This window comes from Variovorax sp. Soil_C_12 (genome assembly GCF_057657375.1).
Window position 1 is genome coordinate 458,263 of sequence record NZ_JBDGIO010000005.1, and the last position, 21,977, is coordinate 480,239.

The 21,977-nt window shown below is 69.2% G+C and carries 22 protein-coding genes; 16 read left to right on the plus strand and 6 right to left on the minus strand.

Annotated elements, in window-relative coordinates; genetic code table 11:
• The first annotated feature begins 1 nt into the window (after position 1).
• Both mnmC and AC3A6X_RS16950 read left to right on the plus strand, forming a co-directional pair.
• Positions 2-1,918, plus strand: a complete 1,917-nt coding sequence (mnmC, locus tag AC3A6X_RS16945) for a bifunctional tRNA (5-methylaminomethyl-2-thiouridine)(34)-methyltransferase MnmC2/FAD-dependent 5-carboxymethylaminomethyl-2-thiouridine(34) oxidoreductase MnmC1 (protein ID WP_487843273.1) — start codon at positions 2-4, stop codon at positions 1,916-1,918.
• Positions 1,915-2,814, plus strand: coding sequence for a transglutaminase family protein (locus AC3A6X_RS16950; RefSeq protein WP_487843274.1), 900 nt, complete (start codon positions 1,915-1,917; stop codon positions 2,812-2,814). The genes mnmC and AC3A6X_RS16950 overlap by 4 nt, the downstream gene beginning before the upstream one ends.
• Before the next feature lie 263 nt (positions 2,815-3,077).
• Here AC3A6X_RS16950 and AC3A6X_RS16955 read toward each other — a convergent pair whose 3' ends face one another.
• Positions 3,078-4,010 (minus strand): LysR family transcriptional regulator ArgP, encoded by a 933-nt coding sequence (locus AC3A6X_RS16955; protein ID WP_487843275.1) that lies wholly within the window; start codon positions 4,008-4,010, stop codon positions 3,078-3,080.
• A gap of 70 nt (positions 4,011-4,080) precedes the next feature.
• Here AC3A6X_RS16955 and AC3A6X_RS16960 point away from each other — a divergent pair, with 70 nt between their 5' ends.
• The 12 genes from AC3A6X_RS16960 to AC3A6X_RS17015 all read left to right on the plus strand — a co-directional run bounded on the left by AC3A6X_RS16960 (position 4,081) and on the right by AC3A6X_RS17015 (position 15,445).
• Positions 4,081-4,725 (plus strand): LysE/ArgO family amino acid transporter, encoded by a 645-nt coding sequence (locus tag AC3A6X_RS16960; protein WP_487843276.1) that lies wholly within the window; start codon positions 4,081-4,083, stop codon positions 4,723-4,725.
• A 165-nt stretch (positions 4,726-4,890) separates the two neighbouring features.
• Positions 4,891-5,505: a PAQR family membrane homeostasis protein TrhA gene (trhA, locus tag AC3A6X_RS16965; protein WP_487843277.1), complete on the plus strand. Its 615-nt coding sequence runs from the start codon at positions 4,891-4,893 to the stop codon at positions 5,503-5,505.
• Between the two features lie 22 nt (positions 5,506-5,527).
• Entirely contained in the window at positions 5,528-6,277 is a 750-nt protein-coding gene (locus tag AC3A6X_RS16970) for an extensin-like domain-containing protein (RefSeq protein ID WP_487843278.1), read from the plus strand.
• A 50-nt stretch (positions 6,278-6,327) separates the two neighbouring features.
• Entirely contained in the window at positions 6,328-7,944 is a 1,617-nt protein-coding gene (locus AC3A6X_RS16975) for an MFS transporter (RefSeq protein ID WP_487843279.1), read from the plus strand.
• Positions 7,945-8,177: 233 nt separating this feature from the next.
• Positions 8,178-9,956, plus strand: a complete 1,779-nt coding sequence (locus tag AC3A6X_RS16980) for a nitrite/sulfite reductase (RefSeq protein ID WP_487843280.1) — start codon at positions 8,178-8,180, stop codon at positions 9,954-9,956.
• A gap of 82 nt (positions 9,957-10,038) precedes the next feature.
• The gene (locus AC3A6X_RS16985; RefSeq protein ID WP_487843281.1) at positions 10,039-10,446 is read left to right on the plus strand and encodes a DUF934 domain-containing protein; all 408 of its coding nucleotides are present in this window, start codon (positions 10,039-10,041) and stop codon (positions 10,444-10,446) included.
• Between the two features lie 11 nt (positions 10,447-10,457).
• Positions 10,458-11,078 (plus strand): phosphoadenosine phosphosulfate reductase domain-containing protein, encoded by a 621-nt coding sequence (locus tag AC3A6X_RS16990; RefSeq protein ID WP_106558379.1) that lies wholly within the window; start codon positions 10,458-10,460, stop codon positions 11,076-11,078.
• A 43-nt stretch (positions 11,079-11,121) separates the two neighbouring features.
• Positions 11,122-12,075, plus strand: a complete 954-nt coding sequence (gene cysD, locus AC3A6X_RS16995; protein WP_487843282.1) for a sulfate adenylyltransferase subunit CysD — start codon at positions 11,122-11,124, stop codon at positions 12,073-12,075.
• Positions 12,075-13,415 carry a sulfate adenylyltransferase subunit 1 gene (locus AC3A6X_RS17000; RefSeq protein ID WP_487843283.1) on the plus strand — a complete coding sequence of 447 codons (1,341 nt, stop codon included), beginning with the start codon at positions 12,075-12,077 and terminating at the stop codon, positions 13,413-13,415. The genes cysD and AC3A6X_RS17000 overlap by 1 nt, the downstream gene beginning before the upstream one ends.
• A gap of 36 nt (positions 13,416-13,451) precedes the next feature.
• The gene (gene fdxA / locus AC3A6X_RS17005; protein ID WP_162580749.1) at positions 13,452-13,781 is read left to right on the plus strand and encodes a ferredoxin FdxA; all 330 of its coding nucleotides are present in this window, start codon (positions 13,452-13,454) and stop codon (positions 13,779-13,781) included.
• Complete coding sequence (locus AC3A6X_RS17010) at positions 13,739-14,800, plus strand: NAD(P)/FAD-dependent oxidoreductase (RefSeq protein ID WP_487843284.1); 1,062 nt, start codon at positions 13,739-13,741, stop codon at positions 14,798-14,800. Before fdxA ends, AC3A6X_RS17010 begins: the two co-directional genes overlap by 43 nt.
• A 78-nt stretch (positions 14,801-14,878) precedes the next feature.
• Positions 14,879-15,445, plus strand: a complete 567-nt coding sequence (locus AC3A6X_RS17015; protein ID WP_487843285.1) for a phosphatase PAP2 family protein — start codon at positions 14,879-14,881, stop codon at positions 15,443-15,445.
• A 5-nt stretch (positions 15,446-15,450) separates the two neighbouring features.
• On the opposite strand, the gene AC3A6X_RS17020 is transcribed toward AC3A6X_RS17015, so the two are convergent.
• Both AC3A6X_RS17020 and AC3A6X_RS17025 read right to left on the minus strand, forming a co-directional pair.
• The gene (locus AC3A6X_RS17020) at positions 15,451-16,260 is read right to left on the minus strand and encodes a DUF3592 domain-containing protein (RefSeq protein ID WP_487843286.1); all 810 of its coding nucleotides are present in this window, start codon (positions 16,258-16,260) and stop codon (positions 15,451-15,453) included.
• Positions 16,261-16,291: 31 nt separating this feature from the next.
• Positions 16,292-16,552: a TIGR04438 family Trp-rich protein gene (locus AC3A6X_RS17025; protein ID WP_309962205.1), complete on the minus strand. Its 261-nt coding sequence runs from the start codon at positions 16,550-16,552 to the stop codon at positions 16,292-16,294.
• A 104-nt stretch (positions 16,553-16,656) separates the two neighbouring features.
• Between AC3A6X_RS17025 and AC3A6X_RS17030 the strand changes: the two genes are divergently transcribed.
• Positions 16,657-16,962, plus strand: a complete 306-nt coding sequence (locus AC3A6X_RS17030) for a c-type cytochrome (RefSeq protein ID WP_487843287.1) — start codon at positions 16,657-16,659, stop codon at positions 16,960-16,962.
• Positions 16,963-16,968: 6 nt separating this feature from the next.
• On the opposite strand, the gene AC3A6X_RS17035 is transcribed toward AC3A6X_RS17030, so the two are convergent.
• On the minus strand, positions 16,969-17,490 hold the full coding sequence (locus AC3A6X_RS17035; protein ID WP_487843288.1) for a LapA family protein: 522 nt from the start codon (positions 17,488-17,490) through the stop codon (positions 16,969-16,971).
• 93 nt (positions 17,491-17,583) lie between these two features.
• Entirely contained in the window at positions 17,584-19,572 is a 1,989-nt protein-coding gene (acs, locus tag AC3A6X_RS17040) for an acetate--CoA ligase (RefSeq protein WP_487843289.1), read from the minus strand.
• Between the two features lie 189 nt (positions 19,573-19,761).
• On the opposite strand from acs, the gene AC3A6X_RS17045 reads away from it, so the two are divergent.
• Positions 19,762-20,382, plus strand: coding sequence for a YqhA family protein (locus AC3A6X_RS17045; RefSeq protein ID WP_309962199.1), 621 nt, complete (start codon positions 19,762-19,764; stop codon positions 20,380-20,382).
• Positions 20,383-20,385: 3 nt separating this feature from the next.
• On the opposite strand, the gene fumC is transcribed toward AC3A6X_RS17045, so the two are convergent.
• Positions 20,386-21,783, minus strand: coding sequence for a class II fumarate hydratase (gene fumC / locus AC3A6X_RS17050; protein ID WP_106558368.1), 1,398 nt, complete (start codon positions 21,781-21,783; stop codon positions 20,386-20,388).
• Positions 21,784-21,977 lie beyond the last annotated feature (194 nt).

Consider the following 21,977-nt stretch of genomic DNA (forward strand, 5'->3'; position numbering starts at 1 on the left):
GATGGCCGAGCCGGTCGCCTGGGGCGCCGACGGTGTGCCGCACAGCACGCGCTTCGGCGACATCTATCACTCCGAAAGCGGTGCCGTGGCGCAGGCCCGGCATGTGTTCCTGGGCGGCTGCGGCCTGCCCGAGGCCTGGGCCGGCCAGCCGCAATGGCGGATTCTCGAAACCGGCTTCGGGCTCGGCCTTTCCTTTCTGACAAGCTGGCAGGCCTGGCGGGCCGATCCGCAGCGGCCACGGCTGCTGCATTTCGTCTCGATCGAGGCCTACCCGGTCGCGCGCGATGACCTGTTGCGAGCCGCGGCGGCGCAGCCCGGGCTCGCACCCCTGGCCGCCGAACTGGCCGCGCAGTGGTGGGGGCTGCTCCCCGGCTTCCACCGCCTGGCGTTCGAGGGCGGGCAGGTGCTGCTGACGCTGTGCATCGGCGATGTGCAGCCCATGCTGCGCGCCCTGCATCGCTTCGAGGCCGACAGCATCTTCCTGGACGGCTTCAGCCCGGAGCGCAATCCGCAGATGTGGTCGGCCGAGACGCTCAAGGCCGTCGCCCGCTTCGCGCGGCGCGGCACGCGGCTGGCGACCTGGACCGTGGCGCGGGGGGTGCGCGATGCGCTGGCGCCCTGCGGCTTTCAGCTGCACAAGGCAGCGGGCTTGCCGCCCAAGCGCGACTGCCTGCAGGGCGTGTTCGAGCCTTCGTGGCCGCTGCGGCAACGCGGGCTGGACCCGGCGGTGGTCTCCTCGCCCGGTCGCTGCGTCGTGGTCGGCGCGGGGCTGGCTGGCGCTGCCGTCGCGGCGAGCCTGGCGCGGCGCGGCTGGCAGGTGCTGGTGCTGGAGGCCGGCGCCCGTCCAGCAGCGGGCGCTTCGGGCCTGCCCGCAGGCGTGCTCGCGCCGCATGTCTCGCCCGACGACGCTCTGCTCTCGCGCCTCACGCGCGCGGGCGTGCGGGCCACCTGGCAACAGGCATGCACGCTGCTGGCCGAAGGCAAGGACTGGCGCGCCGGCGGCGTGCTCGAGCGTCGCAGCCCCGACACCGCCCGCCTGCCATTGGGCTGGAGCGCCGAGGGGCCGAACGAGTCCTGGCACGCCTCGGCCGAGCAGTTGCGCGAGGCCGGCCTGCCCGCAAATGCGGTGGGGATCTGGCACGCGCGCGGCGGCTGGGTGCGGCCTGCGCGGCTGGTCGAGGCCTGGCTGGATCAGCCCGGCATCCGCGTGCGGATGGGATGCCGCGTCGCGCGGATCGAAGGCTCCGGCCCCTGGCTGCTGCGCGATGCCGAAGGCGAACTGCTGGCCGAGGCGGATCGCGTGGTGATCGCGGCCGGCCATGAGAGCTCGGCGCTGGCACCGGCGATGCCGCTGCAGCCGGTGCGTGGCCAGCTCGCCTGGGGACGCATGGCCGCGCACATGCGCCTGCCCCCGATGCCCATCAACGGCGACGGCCACCTCATCGCCCACGTGCCCGACCCCGGTGGCCCGCTCTGGCTCACCGGCGCCACCTTCGATCGCGACAACGGCGAGGCGAGTCTTCGCAGCGACGACACCGAATCCAACCGCGAGCGTCTCGCGCGCCTGCATCCGGAGGCGGCACGGCAGCTCGCGCCGCTGTTCGAGCGTGGCGAGCTCGAGGCGTGGGCCGGCGTGCGCTGCGCCTCCAGCGACCGGCGGCCGCTGGTCGGGCCGCGGGACGCGGAGGCGCCAGGCGGCATCTGGCTGTGCACGGCGATGGGCTCGCGCGGGCTCAGCTTTGCCGCGCTGTGCGCCGAACTGCTGGCGGCGCGCTGGCATGGCGAACCCCTGCCGCTGCCGGCCGCGCAGGCCCGGGCGCTCGACGCGCAGCGCGGGCCGGCCGCGCAGCGCCACGGCGCGCCTGCGGCGACCGAAGGGATGGATGCCGTCACATCGAAGCAAGACAATCCGCCATGACCATCCGCTACGACATCACCCACACCACCGTCTACCGCTACAAGCAGCCGGTGCGCTTCGGCCTGCACCGCGTGATGTTCAGGCCGCGCGACAGCCATGACCTGCGCGTGCTCGCCACCGACCTGCAGGTCAGCCCCGAGGCGCACGTGCGCATGATCCAGGACCCCTACTCCAACTCGATCGCGCTGGTGCAGCCGAAGGGCGAGGCGACCGAGCTGCGCATCGTGTGCTCTTTCACCATCGAGCACGTGCCGGCGCCGCCGGACCTGCTCACGCTGGAGCCGGCCGCCGAGTACCTGCCCTTCGCCTACTCGGTGCAGGAGCGGCTGGACCTGGAACATTACCTGCGCCCCCACCACGACGACCCGGAAGGCACACTGATCCGCTGGGCCCACCAGTTCCTGCACGTCGACAAGCCCAATGGGACGCTCGAGGTTCTGACCCGCATGAACGCCCACATCGGCCAGAGCCTGCAGTACACGTCGCGCGACGAGGAAGGCACGCAGACGCCGCTGGAGACGCTGACGCTGGGCAGCGGCAGCTGCCGCGACTACGCGCTGCTCATGATGGAGGCGGCGCGCCGGCTCGGCGTGGCGACGCGCTTCGTCTCGGGCTATCTCTACGACTCGGCGCTCGATGGCGATACAGCCGCGCCCGGCGAGACGATCACCGGCGCGGGCGCCACGCACGCCTGGCTGCACGCCTACCTGCCCGGCGCCGGCTGGGTGGCCTTCGACCCCACCAACAACCTGCTGATGGGCAGCGGCCTGCTCATCCGCGTGGGCGTCGCGCGCGATCCGTCGCTGGCGGCGCCCATCAGCGGGAGCTGGTTCGGCAAGCCCGAGGCCTACGAGGGCCTGGAGGCGACGGTGCAGGTGCGGCGCAGCGGCGGCTGAGGAACGGCCGGCGCTCTTCTTCCGAGCCGGATGGGGGTTTGGCAGGAGGCTGTCATGACACTGTATTTTTATACAGCTAAGATGCCCTGCCGTCCCAAGAAAAAACCAAAGGCACCCCGGCATGCACACCCTCCATCCCCCCGCCTGCGCACCGGCGCAAGGCCGGCATCTTTTCCTGATTCCCCCTCTCCCGCCGCGGCGCGCGCCGCCGCTGCCCGCACCGGCCCGCGATCTGCGCACCCAGGCAGCGCGGGTGATCGCGGTCACCGTCCGGCACTGGTGGCCTTGACGTCGTCCCAGGGCTCCAACCCCTCGCGCGCCGCCGCCACCACGTCCTGGGTAAGCCGCTCCAGCATCGGGATCCTCAACCGCACGTGGTGCCAGTACAGGGGCACCTGCAGGTCAGCGCCGCGAACCAGCTCGACCAGGCTGCCGTCGCGCAGGTGCGGCTCCACCAGCGTCGCGGGGTTCATGCCCCAGCCCACGCCGGCCACGCTGGCCGCCACGAAGGCCTGGGTCGAGGGGAGCCAGTGCCGCGGCACCTCGACAGCCTGGCCGCACACGGCCTGCAGCCACTGGGCCTGCAGCTTGTCCTTGCGGCTGAAGGCCAGGCTCGGCGCCTCGGCCAGGGCTTTCGCCGTCACGCCGCGCGCAAAGTACTTCTTCTTGAAAGCAGGGCTCGCCGTCGCGCGATAGCGCATGCGGCCCAGCGGCACGCTCCGGCAGCCCTGGCCGGGCTTGGGGCTGGCGGTCACGGCGGCGAGCACGGCGCCGGTGCGCAGCCATTCGGCCGTGTGCGTCTCGTCGTCGATGCTCAGGTTCACCAGGGCCGGTTCGCGCGCGCCGAAGGCCGCGATCGCGGGCATGAGCCAGGTGCCCAGGCTGTCGGCGTTGACGGCGACGCGCAGGGTCACGCGCTGCTCGCCCGCATCGAGCGCGCCGAGGGCCGGCAGGGCGCTGTGAAGCTCTCGCTCGAGCATGCCGACCTGCTCCACGTGGCGGCACAGCCAGGCGCCCGCCTCGGTCGCGACGCACGGCGTGCCGCGCACGATGAGCGCCAGGCCCAGCCGGTCTTCCAGCTGCTTGACGCGCTGCGACACCGCCGAGGGCGTGACATGCAGGGCGCGCGCCGCGCGCTCGAAGCTGCCCTCGCGCACCACCTGCGCAACGGCCGAGAGGGAAAGGTAGTCGAGCAATGAAGTATTCCTAATGCAGCCGCAGATAAGTTAACTGGACTGATTCTGCAGCAGCGCCAATGATCGGCGCATGGATCGCTTCTTCCTCCCCTCCTTCACCACCGGATTCGCCCTGAGCCTGGGCCTGATCGTCGCCATCGGCGCGCAGAACGCCTTCGTGCTGCGCCAGGGCCTGCGGCGCGAGCACGTGCTGCCGGTGGTTCTGTTCTGCGCCGCGGCCGACGCGCTCCTGGTCGCGGTCGGCGTGCTCGGCATGGGCCGGGTGCTCGACAGCCTGCCGGCGCTGGCGCCCCTGCTGACCCTCGGCGGCGCCCTGTTCCTCCTCGCCTATGCGGCCCTGGCCTGGCGGCGTGCGCTGAACCCCGGTGCGCTGCATGCGGCGCGGGCCGGCGGCGGCGCCAGTCCGCTCCCGCGCGTGCTGGCGCAGACGGCAGCCTTCACGCTGCTCAACCCGCATGTGTATGTCGACACCGTGCTGCTGGTCGGCGCCGTCGGCGCGCAGCAGCCCGGCGCCGGCAAGGCCGCCTTCATCGCCGGCAGCGCGCTGGCCAGCGCGGGCTGGTTCGTGACGCTGGGCATCGGCGCCCGCCTGCTGGCGCCGCTCTTCGCACAGCCGGCCGCCTGGCGCTGGCTCGATGCCTTCGTGGGCTCCGTGATGCTGCTGCTGGGCGGGCTGCTGGCGGGCCAGGGGCTGTCGGCGCTGCTGCTGCGCTGAGGCGCGCGCCTGCGCCAAGCAGGCTGGCCAGTGCTTTTGGGGGTCCCGCGAATGCGGTACGTCTAAGCCCAACGGGTGATGCGCGAGCGCGACGTTCGTTGTCAGATGTCATGACGGCGCAGCAATGCCGCGGCCCACTCGACCCAATTCCTTTGAGGTGACCCCATGTACCAAGGCGAACGCTTCAACGGCTACAGCCACCTGCTCGGCCTGATGCTGGCCACGGCCGGCTCCGCCCTGCTGCTGACGAAGACGATGCCCGGCAACGACCCGGCCAAGACCGCGAGCGCCCTGGTGTTCGGGCTGTCGATGGTGGCGCTGTACGGGGCCTCCACCCTGTTCCACAGCACGCGCGGCCGCACGAAGCTGTTCTGGCAGCGGGTGGACCATTGCGCGATCTACCTGCTGATCGCCGGCAGCTACACGCCCTTCGCGCTGGTCACGCTGCAGGGCGCCTGGGGCTGGGCGCTGCTGGCCGCGGCGTGGGGCGCAGCCCTGTTCGGCATCGTGCGCGAGATGCGGCCGGGCGAGCCGCCGGCGCCTTCGCTGGCGCTCTACCTGGGCATGGGCTGGCTGGGCGTGCTGGCGGCGGTGCCGCTGGTCGAGCGACTCGATGGTGCCGGGCTGGCCTGGCTGCTGGTTGGCGCCCTGTGGTACTCGGCGGGCACGGTGTTCTATCGCAACCCGCTGGGCTGGCGGCATGCGCACGGCACCTGGCACCTGTTCGTGCTGGCGGGCACGGCGAGCCACTACGTGACGGTGGCGCACTTCGTCCTTTAGGGGCCCCTAGACTTGGGGCGACGTGCCTGCCCCCTCCTCTTCCCGCGCTCGCCGCATCGTCGTTCACCTGGCATGGATCGCCGTGCTGGCGGCGCTGCTCTCGCTGGGCTGGGCCCTGCACAGCGGCTCGATCCGGATTCCCGAAGCCTTCAACCCGTGGGCGCCGCTCGACGTGGCGGCCGAGCCGAACCTGCTGACCGGCTTCAAGCTGCGCCACGCGCGCCGCGACCCGGCACGCTGCCTGGCTGCCCTGGCCGGCACCGGCCTGGCGTACGAGACGGTCCCCGACCGCAGCACCGGGCCCGGCTGCGGCTTCCAGAATGCGGTGCGCCTGCGCAGCGGCCAGAGCCTGGCGCTGTCTTCGCCGACAGTGCTGAGCTGCGGGGCCGCGCTGTCCTTCGCGATGTGGGAGCGCCACGCGCTGCAGCCGGCGGCAACGCTGCGCCTGGGCGTGCCCATCGTGACACTGGAGCACCTGGGCAGCTATGCCTGTCGCGATATCAACACCGGCGAAGGCCAGGCTCGAACGAGCGGCCGCCGCAGCCGCCACGCGACCGCGGATGCGCTCGACGTCGCGGGCTTCGTGCGCGAGGACCGGCGGCGCATCACCGTGCGGCGCGACTGGGAGGACGGCGACGCCGAGGCGCTCTTCCTGCGCGATGCGCATGCCGGCGCCTGCCGCTTCTTCGACGGCGTGCTCGGCCCCGACTACAACGCCGTGCATGCGGATCACTTCCACCTCGAGGTCGGCGGCTGGGGCCTGTGCCGCTGAGCCGCGCAGGCGCCCTTCGCTAACATGCAGCGCCATCCTCGAGAACACGCATGAAGCCCCAGAACTTCTCCTTCCACCACCCCATCGCCTTCTGGCTCGGCTGCATCGCCATCATCGGCGGCGTGCTGGCCCATGCGCCGATGTTCATGATGGGCCGCCACACCGGCTACCAGATGGTGGGCATGGAGATGGACGCCACCATGCTCGCCGGCATGGCCATGATCCCGCTGGGCGTGCTGCTGGCCATGTACGGCCTGATGCCGCGCATCGCGCAGATGAAGAAGAGCCTGCACGGCGACCGCCACCTGCAGTTCCATGTGGCCGACGGCGTGCCGCTCAACGGCGAGCACTGGAAGCTGGTGATCGTGCTGGTGATCGCCCTCGCGGTGGACGTGCTCAAGCCCGCCACGCTGGGTTTCGTGATGCCGGGCATGACGAAGGAATACGAGATCAGCAAGCAGACCGCCGGCGTGCTGGCGCTGGTGGCGCTCACGGGGACCACCGTGGGCTCGGTGCTCTGGGGCCGGATGGCCGATGTGTTCGGGCGCCGCGCGGCGATCCTGCTGTCGGCATTGATGTTCATCGGCACCGCGATCTGCGGCGCGATGCCCGCCTTCGGCTGGAACCTCGCCATGTGCTTTTTGATGGGTGCCTCGGCCGGCGGGCTGCTGCCCATCACCTTCACGCTGATGGCCGAGACCGTGCCGGCCGCGCACCGCGGCTGGCTGCTGGTGGCGCTGGGCGGGGTCGGCACCTCGGCCGGCTACCTGCTGGCGGCCGGATCGGCGGCGCTGCTGGTGCCGGAATTCAGCTGGCGCGCCCTGTGGCTGCTGGGCCTGCCGACCGGGCTGCTGATCGTCTTCCTGGGCCGCTACATCCCCGAATCGCCGCGCTTCCTCGCCAACGCGGGGCTCGACAACGAGGCGCGCGCGGTGCTCGCGCGCTTCGCCGGCTCCGAGGCCGCGAGGGCCAGGCAGCCCGACGCCGCCGCCGTGGTGGCCGAGGAGGAACCGCCGGCCGGCGGCATCCGGCAGCTGCTGCGCGGCAGCCACGCGCGCATCACCTGGGGCCTGATGGTCTGCGGGGTGGCCTGGGGCCTGGTGAACTTCGGCTTCCTGCTGTGGCTGCCGACCAACCTGGGCAGCATGGGCATGGACCCCACCGCCGCCAGCGCGCTGCTGGCACGGTCGGCCCTGCTGGCCCTGCCGGGCATCGCGATCGTCATCTGGCTCTACCACCGCTGGAGCAGCATCAAGGCACTGGTGCTGTTCATCGCGCTCACGGCTGCGACGCTGCTGCTGTTCTTTGCGCTGGGGCTGGCGCGGGTGCAGTCCAGCCTCGCGATGGTGTTGACCACCGCGCTGCTGCTGGTGAGTTCTAGCGGGGTGATCGCGATGCTGATCCCCTACGCCGCGGAGATTTACCCGGTCCACCTGCGCGGCACCGGCTCCGGCGTGGTGGCGGCCGGCTCCAAGTTCGGCGGCATCCTGGGCGCGGGCTTCGGCGTGCTGGGCGTGTTCGGCCATTTCGCCGTCTCGGCCCTGCTGATCGCGCTGCCGATGGCGGTGGCGGCGCTGATGCTGGTGCGCAGCGGCATCGAGACGCGCGGGCGCGGGCTGGAGGACATCCAGGACGCGCTCGGTGCAAGCCGCGGCACCGCTTCCTAGAATCAGCTGGTGTTCGAGGCGCGACGCGCGCGCCGGAGGCGGCTGCGCTGCCTTCGGCCTTTATCCCGAATAAGCATTCCATCGCCCCGAAACCCGCATGGGGACTGGTGAATAAGCTTATCCGCATAAAGCGCGAACCAAAAAATAGTTTGTTTCCATAAGGCCCGCTTTTAAAGTCCCGGCTCGCGTTGACGGGGCCGTGGACGCACGCCTTCCAGCAGCAGAAAAACACGATGTACCAATACACAGACTTCGACCGCCAGTTCGTACGCCAGCGCGCTGCGCAATTCCGAGACCAGCTCGAACGCTGGCAGGCCGGCAAGCTCGCCGAGGACGAATTCCGGCCGCTGCGCCTGCAGAACGGCTGGTACGTGCAGCGCTACGCGCCGATGCTGCGCGTGGCGGTGCCCTACGGCGAGCTCTCAAGCGCCCAACTGCGGGTGCTGGCGCGCATCGCGCGCGAGTACGACGAGCCCGAGGCCGAGGTCTACAAGACCGCGCAGAAGACCCAGGGCCTGCTCGGCACGCACAAGCTGCCCACGCACTACGGCCACTTCACCACGCGCCAGAACGTGCAATACAACTGGATTCCGCTGTCGAAGTCGGCCGACGTGATGGACCTGCTGGCGTCGGTCGATATGCACGGCATCCAGACCAGCGGCAACTGCATCCGCAACATCACCAGCGACGAGCGCGCCGGCATCGCCGTGGACGAGGCTGCCGATCCGCGCCCCTTCGCCGAGATCATGCGGCAGTGGAGCACGCTGCATCCGGAGTTCGCCTTCCTGCCGCGCAAGTTCAAGATCGCCATCACCGGCGCCGCCGAGGACCGGGCCGCCACCGGCTGGCACGACGTCGGCCTGAAGCTGCTGAAGAACGAGGCCGGCGAGCTGGGCTTCCGCGTGCAGGTGGGCGGCGGCATGGGCCGCACGCCCATCGTCGGCACCGTGCTGCGCGAGTTCCTGCCCTGGAACCAGATCATGAATTACCTCGAGGCCGTGGTGCGGGTCTACAACCGCTACGGCCGGCGCGACAACATGTACAAGGCGCGCATCAAGATCCTGGTGAAGGCCGAGGGCCAGCGCTACATCGACGACGTCGAGGCCGAGTACAAGCAGATCCTCGAGCACGACGGCGCGCCCCACACCATTCCGCAGGCCGAGTTCGACCGCGTGGCCGCCTCCTTCGTGCCGCCCCAGCTCGCGACCCGCGTGTTCCAGAGCGCCGAGCAGACCGATGCCGAGCTGCGTGCGCAGGCCGCCGACGACGTGATGTTCGCGCGCTGGCTGCAGCGAAACGTGGCGCCGCACAAGAACCCGGCGCTGCGCGCGGTCACGCTGTCCTTCAAGCGCATCGGGCAGGCGCCCGGCGACGCCTCGGCCGACCAGCTCGACACCGCGGCCCGGCTGGCCGACCGCTTCTCGGCCGGCGAGGCCCGCGTCACGCACGACCAGAACCTGCTCTTGCCCTGGGTGCATGCCGAGGACCTGCACGCGCTGTGGCTCGCCGCCCGCGAGGCCGGCTTCGCCAGCGCCAACGTGCATCTGCTGACCGACATGATCGCCTGCCCCGGCGGCGACTTCTGCGCGCTGGCCAATGCGCGCTCGATCCCGATCGCCGAAGCCATCACCGAGCGCTACCAGGACCTGGACGAGCTCGACGACCTGGGCGAGATCGACCTGCACATCAGCGGCTGCATCAACTCCTGCGGCCACCACCACAGCGGCCACATCGGCATCCTGGGCGTCGACAAGGACGGCAAGGAGTGGTACCAGGTCACGCTGGGCGGCTCCGACGGCTCGGCGCTGTCGGGTGCGGCGCAGCCGGGCAAGGTGGTCGGCCCGTCCTTCTCGGCGGCCGAGGTGCCCGAGGTGATCGAGGCAGTGCTCAACACCTACCGCGACACCCGCGAGGCCGGCGAGACCTTCATCGACGCGCTGCGCCGCGTGGGCATCGAGCCCTTCAAGGCCGCGGCCAACGGTGCGCGCTTCAAGGTGGAGGAGGCGGCATGAGCGCAGCGCAGAACCGCTTCAAGCAAGCTCGCGCCCCCTTGGGGGGCAGCGAGGACACGACAGTGCCGAGCGTGGGGGCCCTATGAACAAGACGCTTCGCATCCTCTCGGCCGAGGAGCATGTGGACGACGGCGAGCCGAACGTGCTGCAGCTCGCCAACGACGCCGACCCGCTGGCGATCGAGGTCTGCCTCGACGACGTGGACCGCATCGACCTGGACTTCCCGAAATTCACCGACGGCCGCGCCTACAGCCAGGCCTTCCTGCTGCGCCGCCGCCTGGGCTTCAAGGGCGACATCCGCGCCACCGGCGACGTGCTGATCGACCAGCTGGTGCAGATGCAGCGCACCGGCTTCTCCAGCGCCGTGTTGAAGGAAGGCGTGGACGCCTCGGCAGCCCAGCGCCAGTTCGACCGCTTCGCGACCTATTACCAGGGCGATGCGGTGCAGCCCACGCCGCACTTCGCCTCGGCGGCATCCAAGGCCGCATGAGAACCTTCGACATGAGCATCGATCTTCCACGCATCAACTCCGAACTCGGCCACAACGCGGAGGGCCTGGTGGACTGGGCGATCGGCCTGGGCCAGCCCGCCATCGTCACCACGAATTTTCGCCCGTTCGAGGCCGTGATCCTGCACATGGTGACGCGCGCAAAGGCTGATGTTCCCGTGGTCTGGATGGACAACGGCTACAACACCGAGGCCACCTACCGGTTTGCCGACGAGGTGACGAAGCTGCTCGGTCTGGATCTGCATATCTATCTGCCGCGCCGCTCGCGGGCGCATCGCGAAGCGGTCGAGGGCCCGACGCCGGCGCTCGACGATCCGCGCCATGCCGCTTTCACGGAGGAAGTGAAGCTGGAGCCCTTTGCCCGTGCGCTGCGCGAGACGGCACCGAAGGTCTGGTTCACCGCGCTTCGGGCCACCGACACAGCCGTGCGCGCGCAAATGGACGCGGTCAGCGTCAATCCGGATGGCCTGATCAAGGTTGCCCCGCTGCTGCACTGGTCGTCCAAGGATCTGTATGCCTACTGCGAAGCGCATGGCCTGCCCAACAACTTCGACTACGTGGACCCGACCAAGGGCGAAGAGAACCGCGAATGCGGCTTGCATCTCGCGCATTGAGCGCCAACGTTTCACTGATATCCCGCACTGAGCACCGCACCCGATGAACGCCAGAACCGAACACGACCTGCTGCTGCACACCGCACACGCTCCGACCCGCCTGTCGAACACGCAGCTCGATGCGCTGGAGGAAGAGGCCATCTTCATCCTGCGCGAGGTCGCTGCCTCCTTCGAGCGCCCGACCTTGCTGTTCTCGGGCGGCAAGGACTCTCTCGTGTTGTTGAAGTGCGCCGAGAAGGCCTTCGGCGCCGGCCGCCTGCCTTACCCGCTGCTGATGATCGACACCGGCCACAACTTCCCGGAAGTGACGGCCTTCCGCGACCACCGTGCGCAGGAACTGGGCGCCGAGCTGATCGTGCGCAGCGTCGAGGATTCGATGGCACGCGGCACCGTGCGCCTGGCGCATCCGGGCGAGTCGCGCAACGTGCATCAGTCGGTGACGTTGCTCGAAGCGATCGAGGAATTCCGCTTCGACGCGCTGATCGGCGGCGCGCGCCGCGACGAGGAGAAGGCCCGCGCCAAGGAGCGCATCTTTTCCCACCGCGATGCCTTCGGCCAATGGCAGCCCAAGGACCAGCGCCCCGAGCTCTGGACCCTGTTCAACACCCGCCTGGCGCCCGGCGAGCATTTCCGCGTGTTCCCGATCTCGAACTGGACCGAGCTGGACGTCTGGCAGTACATCGAGCGCGAGAAGATCGCCCTGCCCTCGATCTACTACACCCACAAGCGCGAGGTGATCGAGCGCCGCGGCCTGCTGGTGCCGGTGACCGAGCTCACGCCGCCGCGCGACGGCGAGCAGATCGAGTTGCGCGACGTGCGCTTCCGCACCGTGGGCGACATCACCTGCACCTGCCCGGTCGAGAGCCTGGCGGCCGATGCCGCCGACGTGGTGATCGAAACGCTGGCCGCTGAGGTCAGCGAGCGCGGCGCCACGCGCATGGACGACAAGACTTCCGAGGCTTCGATGGAGAAGCGCAAGAAAGACGGCTACTTCTGATGACTGCGACGACCACCACTTCCTCCGCGGCCGAGGCCATCCACGGCGACACCGGCACGGCCCTGCGCTTCATCACCTGCGGCAGCGTCGACGACGGCAAGAGCACGCTGATCGGCCGACTGCTGGTCGACAGCAAGACGGTGCTGCAGGACCAGCTGGCTGGTGTGCAGCGCGGCGGAGAGACCGACCTGGCGCTGCTGACCGACGGCCTCTCGGCCGAGCGCGAACAGGGCATCACCATCGACGTCGCCTACCGCTACTTCTCCACGGCGCGGCGCAAGTTCATCATCGGCGACGCGCCGGGCCATGAGCAGTACACGCGCAACATGGTCACCGCCGCCTCCAGCGCCGACGCCGCCGTGGTGCTGGTCGACGCGACCAAGCTGGCCTGGGCCGCCGAGGTGGGTGACGGCGAGGTCGTCAAGCGCGAGCTGCTGCCGCAGACGCGCCGTCATACGCTTCTGTGCCACCTGCTGCGCGTGCAGTCCATCGTCTTCGCCGTCAACAAGCTCGATGCCATTGCCGATGCACAGCTCGCCTTCGAGCGCATCTCGGAAGCACTCGCGAGCTTCGCGGAGGCCGCCGGCGTGAATGTCGCGGCCACCGTGCCGATCTCGGCGCTGAAGGGCTGGAACGTGGCCTCGCGCCATGCCGACTGGTGCGGCTACGAGGGCCCGAGCCTCATCGAGCTGCTCGAGGACCTGCCCGTCACCCAGCAGGACGAGGCCGTGCCCTTCGCCTTCCCGGTGCAGTGGGTCGAGAAGTTCTCCGGCTCGGCCGACACCTCCAAGGGCCGCCGCGTGTTCTGGGGCCGGGTGGCCAGCGGCCACGTGGAGCCGGGCCAGCGCGTCGCCGTGCTGCCGGGCAACCAGGTCGCGACCGTGGCGCAAGTGCTGAGCCACACGCGCCAGCCCAAGACCGTGCATGCGGGCCACAGCGCCGGCATCGTGCTCGACCGCGAGCTCGACGTCTCGCGCGGCGACTGGCTGCTGGCGCCCGAGGCCTTCGAGCCGGTGCGCGAGATCACCGCCACCATCGCCTGGCTGGACGACGAGCCGCTGGCCGCGGGCCGCGTCTACTGGGCGCTGCAGGGCCACCGCTGGGTCAAGGCCAAGGTGGCGCGCATCATCGACCGCGTCAACATCACGACGCTCGATTCCGAGCCCGCGGACCGGCTGGAGCCCAACTCGATCGGCGACGTGGTGCTCTCCCTGCAGCAGCCGCTCGCCGTGCTGCCTTTCGCGCAATCGCGCGCGCTGGGTTCGCTGGTGCTGGTCGACACCGCATCCCACCGCACCTCGGCGGCCGTGCTCGTGCAGCCCTCGCCGGCAAAGGCCTAAAATTCCTGGTTTTCCCGAACGATCCAACGCCCCGCCATGACCCACGTCGTCTCCGAAGCCTGTATCCGCTGCAAGTACACCGATTGCGTCGATGTCTGTCCTGTGGACTGCTTCAGGGAAGGTCCCAACATGCTGGTGATCGATCCGGACGAGTGCATCGACTGCGCGGTCTGCATCCCCGAGTGCCCGGTCAACGCGATCTACGCCGAGGAAGACCTCCCCGCCAATCAGCTCGCCTTCATCAAGCTCAACGCCGAGCTGGCCCTGGCCGATGGCTGGAAGAGCATCACCAAGCGCAAGCCCGCGCTGCCGGATGCCGACGAGTGGAAGGACAAGACCGACAAGATCGGGGAGCTGGTGCGCTGAGCACGCTTCCCGCGCCCATCGAGACCGACGCGCTGGTCATCGGCGCCGGCCCGGTCGGGCTGTTCCAGGCCTTCCAGTTGGGCCTGCTCGAGATCCCCTGCCACATCGTCGACGCGCTGCCCGCGGCGGGCGGCCAGTGCGTGCAGCTCTACGGCGACAAGCCGATCTACGACATCCCGGGCATTCCGGCGACCAGCGGGCATGGCCTGGCAACTGCGCTGCTGGAGCAGCTCGCGCCGCTGAAGCCCAGCTTCCATTTCGAGCAGCAGGTCGCGAGCCTGGAACGCCAGCCCGACCAGCGCCTGCTGCTTCGCACCTCCAAGGGCACAAGCTTTCTCGCAAAGACGGTCTTCATCGCCGCGGGCGTGGGCGCCTTCGTCCCCAAGCGCATCGCGCTGGAGGACATCCAGCGCTTCGAGGGCACGGCGCTTTTCTATCACCCGGAATCGCTGGAACGCTTCGACGGCCAGGCGGTGGTGGTCAATGGCGGGGACGACGCTGCGCTGGCCACCGCGCTCGCGCTGGTGGGCCGGGCCCGCCACGTCACGCTGGTGCACCGGCGCGACGGCTTCCAGGCCGACGAGGGGCTGGTGGCGCGCATGCGGGCGGCGGTGGCCGAAGGGAGCTTGCGCTTCGCCGTGGGCCAGCCCACAGCCTTCGATGGCCAGGCGCTGCAGATCGCCACACCCGACGCGCAGACCCTGAGCCTGCCGCTCGATGCGCTCATCGCCTGCCTCGGCATCTCGCCCCGGCTCGGCCCCATCGCCGACTGGGGGCTGGACCTGGTGCGCAAGCAGATCCCGGTCGACACCGAACGCTTCCAGACGCGCGAGTCCGGCGTGTTCGCGGTCGGCGACATCAACACCTACCCGGGCAAGAAGAAGCTGATCGTCTGCGGCTTCCACGAGGCCACGCTGGCGGCCTGGGGCGCCACCGAGATCGTGTTCCCCGGCAAGGCGGTGCCGTTGCAGTACACCACCACCAGCACGCGATTGCACCAGTTGCTGGGCGTGGGTTGAGGCTGCGGTACGTCCCGAGACGATCCTGAACGGAGCGTTCAGGGTGCATTCATCAAATCGCCGCACCTCGGCTCTATCATGCCCGGCATGCAGGCGCTGAACATCGCACTCTTCCAGGTACTCGGCGCCGGCCACGATCCCGATGCACTGCTTCTCTGGTTTGCCAGCAACGTGGCGGAGGGCGCCTCCTGGGTGTGCGTGGCCCTGATGGCATGGGCCGCATGGCGGTGGCCCGCGCAGCGGCTCTATGCGCTGGCAGCGCTGGTCACGGCCGCCGCGGCCTCCTTGCTGGCCCATGAGCTGGCCGAAGTCTTCGCGATGCCGCGGCCTTTCGTCCTGGGCCTGAGCCCGGCACATATCGAGCATGGCATCCGCGGCTCGCTGCCGAGCGCGCATGCCACCGTGATGTTCACCGTCGGCCTGGTGTTCTGCATGAGGCCGGCGCTCAGGAAGATCGGGCTCGCAATCCTGGCGCTCGCCGTCCTGACGGGCTGGGCCCGCATCTACGTGGGTGTGCATTTCCCGCTCGACATCGTGGCCGGGCTGGTGCTGGCGGGCGTCATCACCGGAGTCTTCTGGTCGCTCCACCAGCTGGGCCGGCGCTTCGTCGCGCCGCTGATCGCCCGCGACAGCCTGGGCGCCTAGCCCGCCTAGCCCGCCAACACCCAGGCGCTGGCGCCGAAGATTCCGAAGCCCAGTCCCACGATCACGAGGATGAAGCGCGGCTGGAAGGCCGCTGCCGGCGGCAGGCTCTGGGCCACGAAGTGAAGCAGCGCGCCGGCACCGATCGTCATGAAGCCTGCGCCCAGCGAGCGCGCGACATCGTCGCCGACAAAGGTGATGACGAAACCACCCAGGAAGACCACGTTGGCGATGACGGTCAGGCGCGTGCGCCGCTGCTGCTGCGCCGGCGTCGCCTCCGCGCGCGAAACCGGGCCGCGGCGAGCGTCGCGCAGGGCGCCGACGAAAAAAAGGCCGAAGAGCGTCGGGAACAGCCCGAAGATGCCCAGCCCCAGCACGGCGCCCCAGAGGTTCTGGAAGTCCGCCACCACGGCCTGGGAAGGATCGGCCGGGCGATAGCGCAGTTCGACGGCCTCGCCCACCTCGGCATGGCGCTGGCTGCCGCCCAGGCCCTTGACGCGGCGCTGTTGGCCATCGGGCGCCGTGTATTCGACGATCGGCGCGACGGTGGTCGTGCGCTGGCCCTTGGCGTCCTTGTGGGTTTCCTCGACGAACTCGACCAGCCGCCCTTGAACGACTTCGGTACCCGCGATCGAGGCCTGGCGCTGCAGTGCCACCCAGCCCGCCATCGCCAGCCCGGTGAGCCCGATGACCAGGCAGCCGAGCGCGATGCCGCTTTCGAAGCCCTTTTTCCAACCCAGCAAGGCGCCCGACAGCGGGCCAAGAACACAGGCGCCGAAGAAGATCAGCAGCGCCCGGTTGACGAGCTGCTCGTCCATGCGCGCTCGAGCGCGAAGCAGGCCGGGCGGCTCAGCGGCCGCGGCGGCGGCGGTTGGAGCGGCTGGTCAGCAGCCCCATCTGACTGCGCTGCCGGTCGATGCGGGCTTGCCGGCGTTCATTCTCGCGCTCGACCACCTTGCGCTTGGTGTAGCCCGAGGCGTCGGCCCAGGCCCACCAGGCGACGGCCAGCCCGAACGGGATGAGCACCACCCACCAGCTCCACTGCGCCACGAAGCCGACCTCGAAGTACTTGAGGCCCACTGCGATCAGGCCGAGCAAAAGAAACCACATGAAAGAACTCCTCCGATCGTCCGGCCGGCATGAGGATGGGCCGTGCACCGCGCTACCTACAATCGCGTTGGATCGACTTTAACGCACCCACGTCACCCGCCCCTATGAAAAGAGCGCTTCTCGTCGCCGCCCTGGGCCTGGCCGCCTCGGCCCCCGCCCTGGCCGACCTGGCACTGGCCACCTCCAAGAACTGCATGAGCTGCCACGCCGTCGACCGCAAGATCCTCGGCCCCTCCTTCAAGGAGATCGCGGTCAAGTACAAGGACAACAAGGGCGCGGCCGACATGCTGGCCACCAAGATCGTGAAGGGCGGCTCCGGCGTCTGGGGCGCGGTGCCGATGCCCGCCAACAACCAGGTCAGCGACGCCGACGCCAAGAAGCTGGCGGCCTGGGTGCTGTCGGCGAAGTAGCGGCGCTCAAACGGGCGGCGGCATGCCCGCGACGGGCGCCGCCACCGTCGTGGCCGGCGACCTGCGGTCGAAACGGTCTTCGAGCTGGCCGATGTGGGCGGCCAGCGTGTTGTCGGTCTGGTCGGATCGCACCTTGATCATGGTCTCCAGCTGCTCCACACGCGCCAGCAGCGCCGCATGCCGCTCGGCGTTGCGCGCCATGTGGGTGTTCTCCTGCGTTTCCAGGAAGTTGCGCAGCTCGGTGAAGCGCGAGGCCTCGGCGCGATCGGCCAGGTCGCGCTGGGCCTGCATCTCTTTCGTATGGCGGCGCGTCTCGAGCAGCACCGTGGTCTGCAGGTAGACCAAATAGGCCACGAAGAAGATGCCCAGCAGCGCCGTGAGCGCCAGCATGATCAAGCCGAGCGGCGCCGTCACCTGCATGAAGCCGAGCGACATCATGGTGGGCGCGGCGAGCACGCCCCAGTTGAGGGCCGCAAGCGCTGCGATCAGCAGCACGACCACCAGCAGCACGCCTGTTCTCAATCCCATGGAAGTCTCTCCTCGACATTCGATGGGTTGTTTGTAACGCATCCGGCTCTCCGCCCCTGTCGGACGGAGGCCCGGGTGCCGGGCGTGGCTGGGCTAGTAAGCCTGGCCCAGCTGCTCCAGGATGGCCGGGTTCTCGAGGGTCGAGGTGTCCTGCGTGATGGCCTCGCCCTTGGCGATGCTGCGCAGCAGGCGCCGCATGATCTTGCCGCTGCGGGTCTTGGGCAGGTTCTCGCCGAAGCGGATGTCCTTGGGCTTGGCGATCGGCCCGATCTCCTTGGCCACCCAGTTGCGCAGCTCGGCGGCCAGCTGCTTGGCCTCGTCCCCGCTCGGACGGCCGCGCTTGAGCACGACGAAGGCGCAGACCGCCTCGCCCGTCACGTCGTCGGGGCGGCCGACCACTGCGGCCTCTGCCACCAGGTCGGTCTTGGCGACCAGCGCCGACTCGATCTCCATCGTGCCGAGCCGGTGGCCCGAGACGTTGAGCACGTCGTCGATGCGCCCCGTGATGCGGAAGTAGCCGCGGTCGGCACTGCGCACGGCACCGTCGCCGGCCAGGTAGATGGTGCCGCCCATCTCCTCGGGGAAGTAGCTCTTCTTGAAGCGCTCGGGGTCGTTCCAGATGGTGCGGATCATCGAGGGCCAGGGCCGCTTGATCACCAGCATGCCGCCGGCGCCGTTCGGGATGTCCTTGCCGGTCTCGTCGACGATCGCGGCCATGATGCCGGGCAGCGGCAACGTGCAGGAGCCGGGCACCAGCGGCGTGGCGCCGGGCAGCGGCGTGATCACGTGGCCGCCGGTCTCGGTCTGCCAGAAGGTGTCGACGATCGGGCACTTCTCGCGGCCGACGTTCCGGTGGTACCACATCCAGGCCTCGGGATTGATCGGCTCGCCCACCGTGCCGAGGATGCGCAGCGAGGACAGGTCCCAGTTCTTCGGATGCACCTTCTCGTCGCTGTCGGCAGCCTTGATCAGCGAGCGGATCGCGGTCGGCGCGGTGTAGAAGACCGTGACCTTGTGCTTCTCGATCATCTGCCAGAAGCGGCCCGCGTGCGGGAAGGTGGGGATGCCCTCGAACACCACCTGCGTGGCGCCGGCCGCGAGCGGACCGTAGGCGACGTAGGTGTGGCCGGTGATCCAGCCGATGTCGGCGGTGCACCAGAAAACGTCCTCGGGCCGGATGTCGAAGGTCCAGTCCATGGTGAGCTTGGCCCACAGCAGGTAGCCGCCGGTGGCATGCTGCACGCCCTTGGGCTTGCCGGTCGAACCCGAGGTGTAGAGGACGAAGAGCGGGTGCTCGGCGCCCACGGGCTCCGGCGGGCATTCGCTGCCCTGCCCCTTGAGCACCTCATCGAAAGTCTTGTCGCGGCCGGCGACCATGTTGCAGGCGGTCGCGGTGCGCTGGTAGACGAGCACGGTCTTGAGCGTGTCGCAGCCGCCGAGCGCGAGTGCGTCGTCGACGATCGCCTTGAGCGGCAGCTCCTTGCCGCCGCGCAGCTGGAAGTTGGACGTGATCACCGCCACCGCACCGGCATCGATGATGCGCTCCTGCAGCGCCTTGGCGGAGAAGCCGCCGAACACCACGCTGTGCGTCGCGCCGATGCGGGCGCAGGCCTGCATCGCGATCACGCCTTCGATGGTCATCGGCATGTAGACGATGACGCGGTCGCCCTTGCGGATGCCCTGCGCCTTCAGCGCGTTGGCGAACTGCGAGACGCGCGCCAGCAGCTCCTTGTACGTGACCTGGGTGATCTTGCCGTCGTCGGCCTCGAAGATGATGGCCGTCTTGTTCTCGACCGGCGTGCCAATGTGCTTGTCGAGGCAATTGGCCGAGGCGTTGAGCTCGCCGTCCTCGAACCACTTGTAGAACGGCGCCTTGGATTCGTCGAGGGTGCGCGTGAAGGGCTTGGTCCACACCACGTTGGCCTTGGCCTGTCGGGCCCAGAAGCCCTCGAAGTCGTCGGCGGCCTCCTTGCACAGGGCCTCGTAGGCGGCCATGCTGTCGATGCGTGCGCCCTTCGCGGCGCGGGCATCGGGCGGGAACACGCGGTTCTCGACCAGGACGGACTCGATCGTGCTGCTCATTCTTTGCCTCCGGTAGATAGCTGGAAACTGACGGGCGCTAATGTCAGCGCCCGCACTTACGGATGACTGACGCTCCATGTTAGCGACTGCATCGTGACACATCGGCGCCCTAGGGGCACTCCGATCGGCGCCGCGGGGGCACTCTAGAATCGCGCGTTCCCCGCCCCCACCCCACCGGCCTGCCCACCGATGTCCAATCTCGACCCCATCCTCCAGAAACACGCCGGCAAATCCTCGCCGCTGCGCCCCCTGCCCAACCTGATCTTCGCCAGCCGCTGGCTGCAGTTGCCGCTGTACCTGGGCCTGATCGTCGCGCAGGGCGTGTACGTGGTGCACTTCCTGGTCGAGCTGCTCCATCTGGTGGAAGCGGCCTTCGGCAGCGAGGAGGCGCTGAAATCGCTGATCACCAGCATCGGCTACAAGACCACGGCCCCGGTCACCACGCTCAACGAGACGGTGATCATGCTGGTGGTGCTGGCGCTGATCGATGTGGTCATGATCTCCAACCTGCTGATCATGGTGATCGTCGGCGGCTACGAGACCTTCGTGAGCCGGATGAACCTCGAAGGCCACCGCGACCAGCCCGAGTGGCTGAGCCACGTGAATGCGTCCGTGCTGAAGGTCAAGCTGGCGACCGCCATCATCGGCATCAGCTCGATCCACCTGCTCAAGACCTTCATCAACGCCGACAACTACACCGACCGCGTGCTGATCGCGCAGACGGCGATCCACATCGCCTTCCTGCTGTCGGCGATGGCGATCGCGTTCACCGACCGGCTGATGGCGCCGCCGCCTTCCGCCGGTCACTGATCCTCAGCGGCCGGTCATTTTCTCCGGCACCACCCACTGGTCGAACTGCTCGGCCGTGAGGTGGCCCGAGGCGATCGCCGCCTCGCGCAGGCTGCTGCCTTCCTTGTGCGCCTTCTTCGCGATGAAGGCGGCCTTGTCGTAGCCGATGTGGGTGTTGAGCGCCGTCACCAGCATCAGCGAGCGCTGCACCAGCTCGGTGATGCGCTCGCGGTTGGGCTCGATGCCGACCGCGCAGTGGTCGTTGAAGCTGCGCATGCCGTCGGCCAGGAGGCGCACGCTCTGCAAGAAGTTGTGCGCCACCATCGGGCGGAACACGTTGAGCTCGAAGTTGCCCGAGGCGCCGCCGATGTTGATCGCGACGTCGTTGCCGAACACCTGCGCGGCCAGCATGGTGACGGCCTCGCTCTGCGTCGGGTTGACCTTGCCGGGCATGATCGACGAGCCCGGCTCGTTCTCCGGAATGCTCAGCTCGCCGATGCCGCTGCGCGGCCCGCTGGCGAGCCAGCGCACGTCGTTGGCGATCTTGGTCATGCTCGCGGCCAGCGTCTTGAGCGACCCGTGCGCATGCACCAACGCATCGACCGAGGCCATCGCCTCGAACTTGCTGGGCGCGGTGACGAAGGGCAGGCCGGTGAGCTTCGCGAGCTCGGCCGCCACCTGCTCGGCATAGCCCTTGGGCGCATTGAGCCCGGTGCCGACCGCGGTGCCGCCCAGCGCCAGCTCGCACAGATGCGGCAGCGCGGCCCGCACGTGCGCCTCGCCATGGGCCAGCTGGGCCACATAGCCCGAGAACTCCTGGCCCAGCGTGAGCGGCGTTGCGTCCTGCAGGTGGGTGCGGCCGATCTTGACGATGTCGGCGAACTCTTTCGACTTCTTGTCCAGCGTCCCGCGCAGCTGCGCGATGGCCGGCAGCAGCCGGTGCGTGAGCGCCTCGACCGCCGCGACATGCATCGCGGTCGGGAACACGTCGTTCGAGGACTGGCTGCGGTTCACGTCGTCGTTGGGATGCACGAGACGCCCTTCCCCGCGCTCGCCGCCCAGCAGCTCGCTGGCGCGGTTCGCCAGCACCTCGTTCACGTTCATGTTGGTCTGCGTGCCGGAGCCGGTCTGCCAGACGACCAGCGGGAACTCGTCGCCGTGCTTGCCCGCGATCACCTCGTCGGCCGCGGCGACGATGGCCTGCGTCTTCTTCTCGTCCTGCAAGCCCAGCGCATGGTTCACCACTGCCGACGCACGCTTGACCTGCGCCAGGGCCTTGATGATCTCGCGCGGCTGCTGCTCGCCGGAGATGTCGAAGTTCTGCAGCGAGCGCTGCGTCTGCGCCCCCCACAGTTTGCCGGCCGGCACCTCGATCGGGCCGAAGGTGTCGCGTTCGATTCGGGTCTGGGTGGATATCGCCATGAAAAAAGCTCCGCTGTCAAAATGGAGGGCGCGCCTGGCGCACCAGGGCATCCGCCCAGTATCGTTGCAAACAAGAACGGCTCGCATTTGCGCGAGTACTTTCCCCTCCCACGGACTCTGCCATGACCATCATCCAGCAAACCGACCTGATCGAGTCGGTTGCCGCCGCGCTCCAGTACATCAGCTACTACCAC

What these genes read in the sequence shown, in the direction of transcription:
- mnmC (WP_487843273.1), top strand. Translation starts at nt 2, where the DNA reads ATGGCCGAGCCGGTCGCCTGGGGCGCCGACGGTGTGCCGCACAGCACG.
- AC3A6X_RS16950 (WP_487843274.1), top strand. Translation starts at nt 1,915, where the DNA reads ATGACCATCCGCTACGACATCACCCACACCACCGTCTACCGCTACAAG.
- AC3A6X_RS16960 (WP_487843276.1), top strand. Translation starts at nt 4,081, where the DNA reads ATGGATCGCTTCTTCCTCCCCTCCTTCACCACCGGATTCGCCCTGAGC.
- trhA (WP_487843277.1), top strand. Translation starts at nt 4,891, where the DNA reads ATGTACCAAGGCGAACGCTTCAACGGCTACAGCCACCTGCTCGGCCTG.
- AC3A6X_RS16975 (WP_487843279.1), top strand. Translation starts at nt 6,328, where the DNA reads ATGAAGCCCCAGAACTTCTCCTTCCACCACCCCATCGCCTTCTGGCTC.
- AC3A6X_RS16980 (WP_487843280.1), top strand. Translation starts at nt 8,178, where the DNA reads ATGTACCAATACACAGACTTCGACCGCCAGTTCGTACGCCAGCGCGCT.
- AC3A6X_RS16985 (WP_487843281.1), top strand. Translation starts at nt 10,039, where the DNA reads ATGAACAAGACGCTTCGCATCCTCTCGGCCGAGGAGCATGTGGACGAC.
- AC3A6X_RS16990 (WP_106558379.1), top strand. Translation starts at nt 10,458, where the DNA reads ATGAGCATCGATCTTCCACGCATCAACTCCGAACTCGGCCACAACGCG.
- cysD (WP_487843282.1), top strand. Translation starts at nt 11,122, where the DNA reads ATGAACGCCAGAACCGAACACGACCTGCTGCTGCACACCGCACACGCT.
- AC3A6X_RS17000 (WP_487843283.1), top strand. Translation starts at nt 12,075, where the DNA reads ATGACTGCGACGACCACCACTTCCTCCGCGGCCGAGGCCATCCACGGC.
- fdxA (WP_162580749.1), top strand. Translation starts at nt 13,452, where the DNA reads ATGACCCACGTCGTCTCCGAAGCCTGTATCCGCTGCAAGTACACCGAT.
- AC3A6X_RS17015 (WP_487843285.1), top strand. Translation starts at nt 14,879, where the DNA reads ATGCCCGGCATGCAGGCGCTGAACATCGCACTCTTCCAGGTACTCGGC.
- AC3A6X_RS17020 (WP_487843286.1), bottom strand. Translation starts at nt 16,260, where the DNA reads ATGGACGAGCAGCTCGTCAACCGGGCGCTGCTGATCTTCTTCGGCGCC.
- AC3A6X_RS17025 (WP_309962205.1), bottom strand. Translation starts at nt 16,552, where the DNA reads ATGTGGTTTCTTTTGCTCGGCCTGATCGCAGTGGGCCTCAAGTACTTC.
- AC3A6X_RS17030 (WP_487843287.1), top strand. Translation starts at nt 16,657, where the DNA reads ATGAAAAGAGCGCTTCTCGTCGCCGCCCTGGGCCTGGCCGCCTCGGCC.
- AC3A6X_RS17035 (WP_487843288.1), bottom strand. Translation starts at nt 17,490, where the DNA reads ATGGGATTGAGAACAGGCGTGCTGCTGGTGGTCGTGCTGCTGATCGCA.
- acs (WP_487843289.1), bottom strand. Translation starts at nt 19,572, where the DNA reads ATGAGCAGCACGATCGAGTCCGTCCTGGTCGAGAACCGCGTGTTCCCG.
- AC3A6X_RS17045 (WP_309962199.1), top strand. Translation starts at nt 19,762, where the DNA reads ATGTCCAATCTCGACCCCATCCTCCAGAAACACGCCGGCAAATCCTCG.
- fumC (WP_106558368.1), bottom strand. Translation starts at nt 21,783, where the DNA reads ATGGCGATATCCACCCAGACCCGAATCGAACGCGACACCTTCGGCCCG.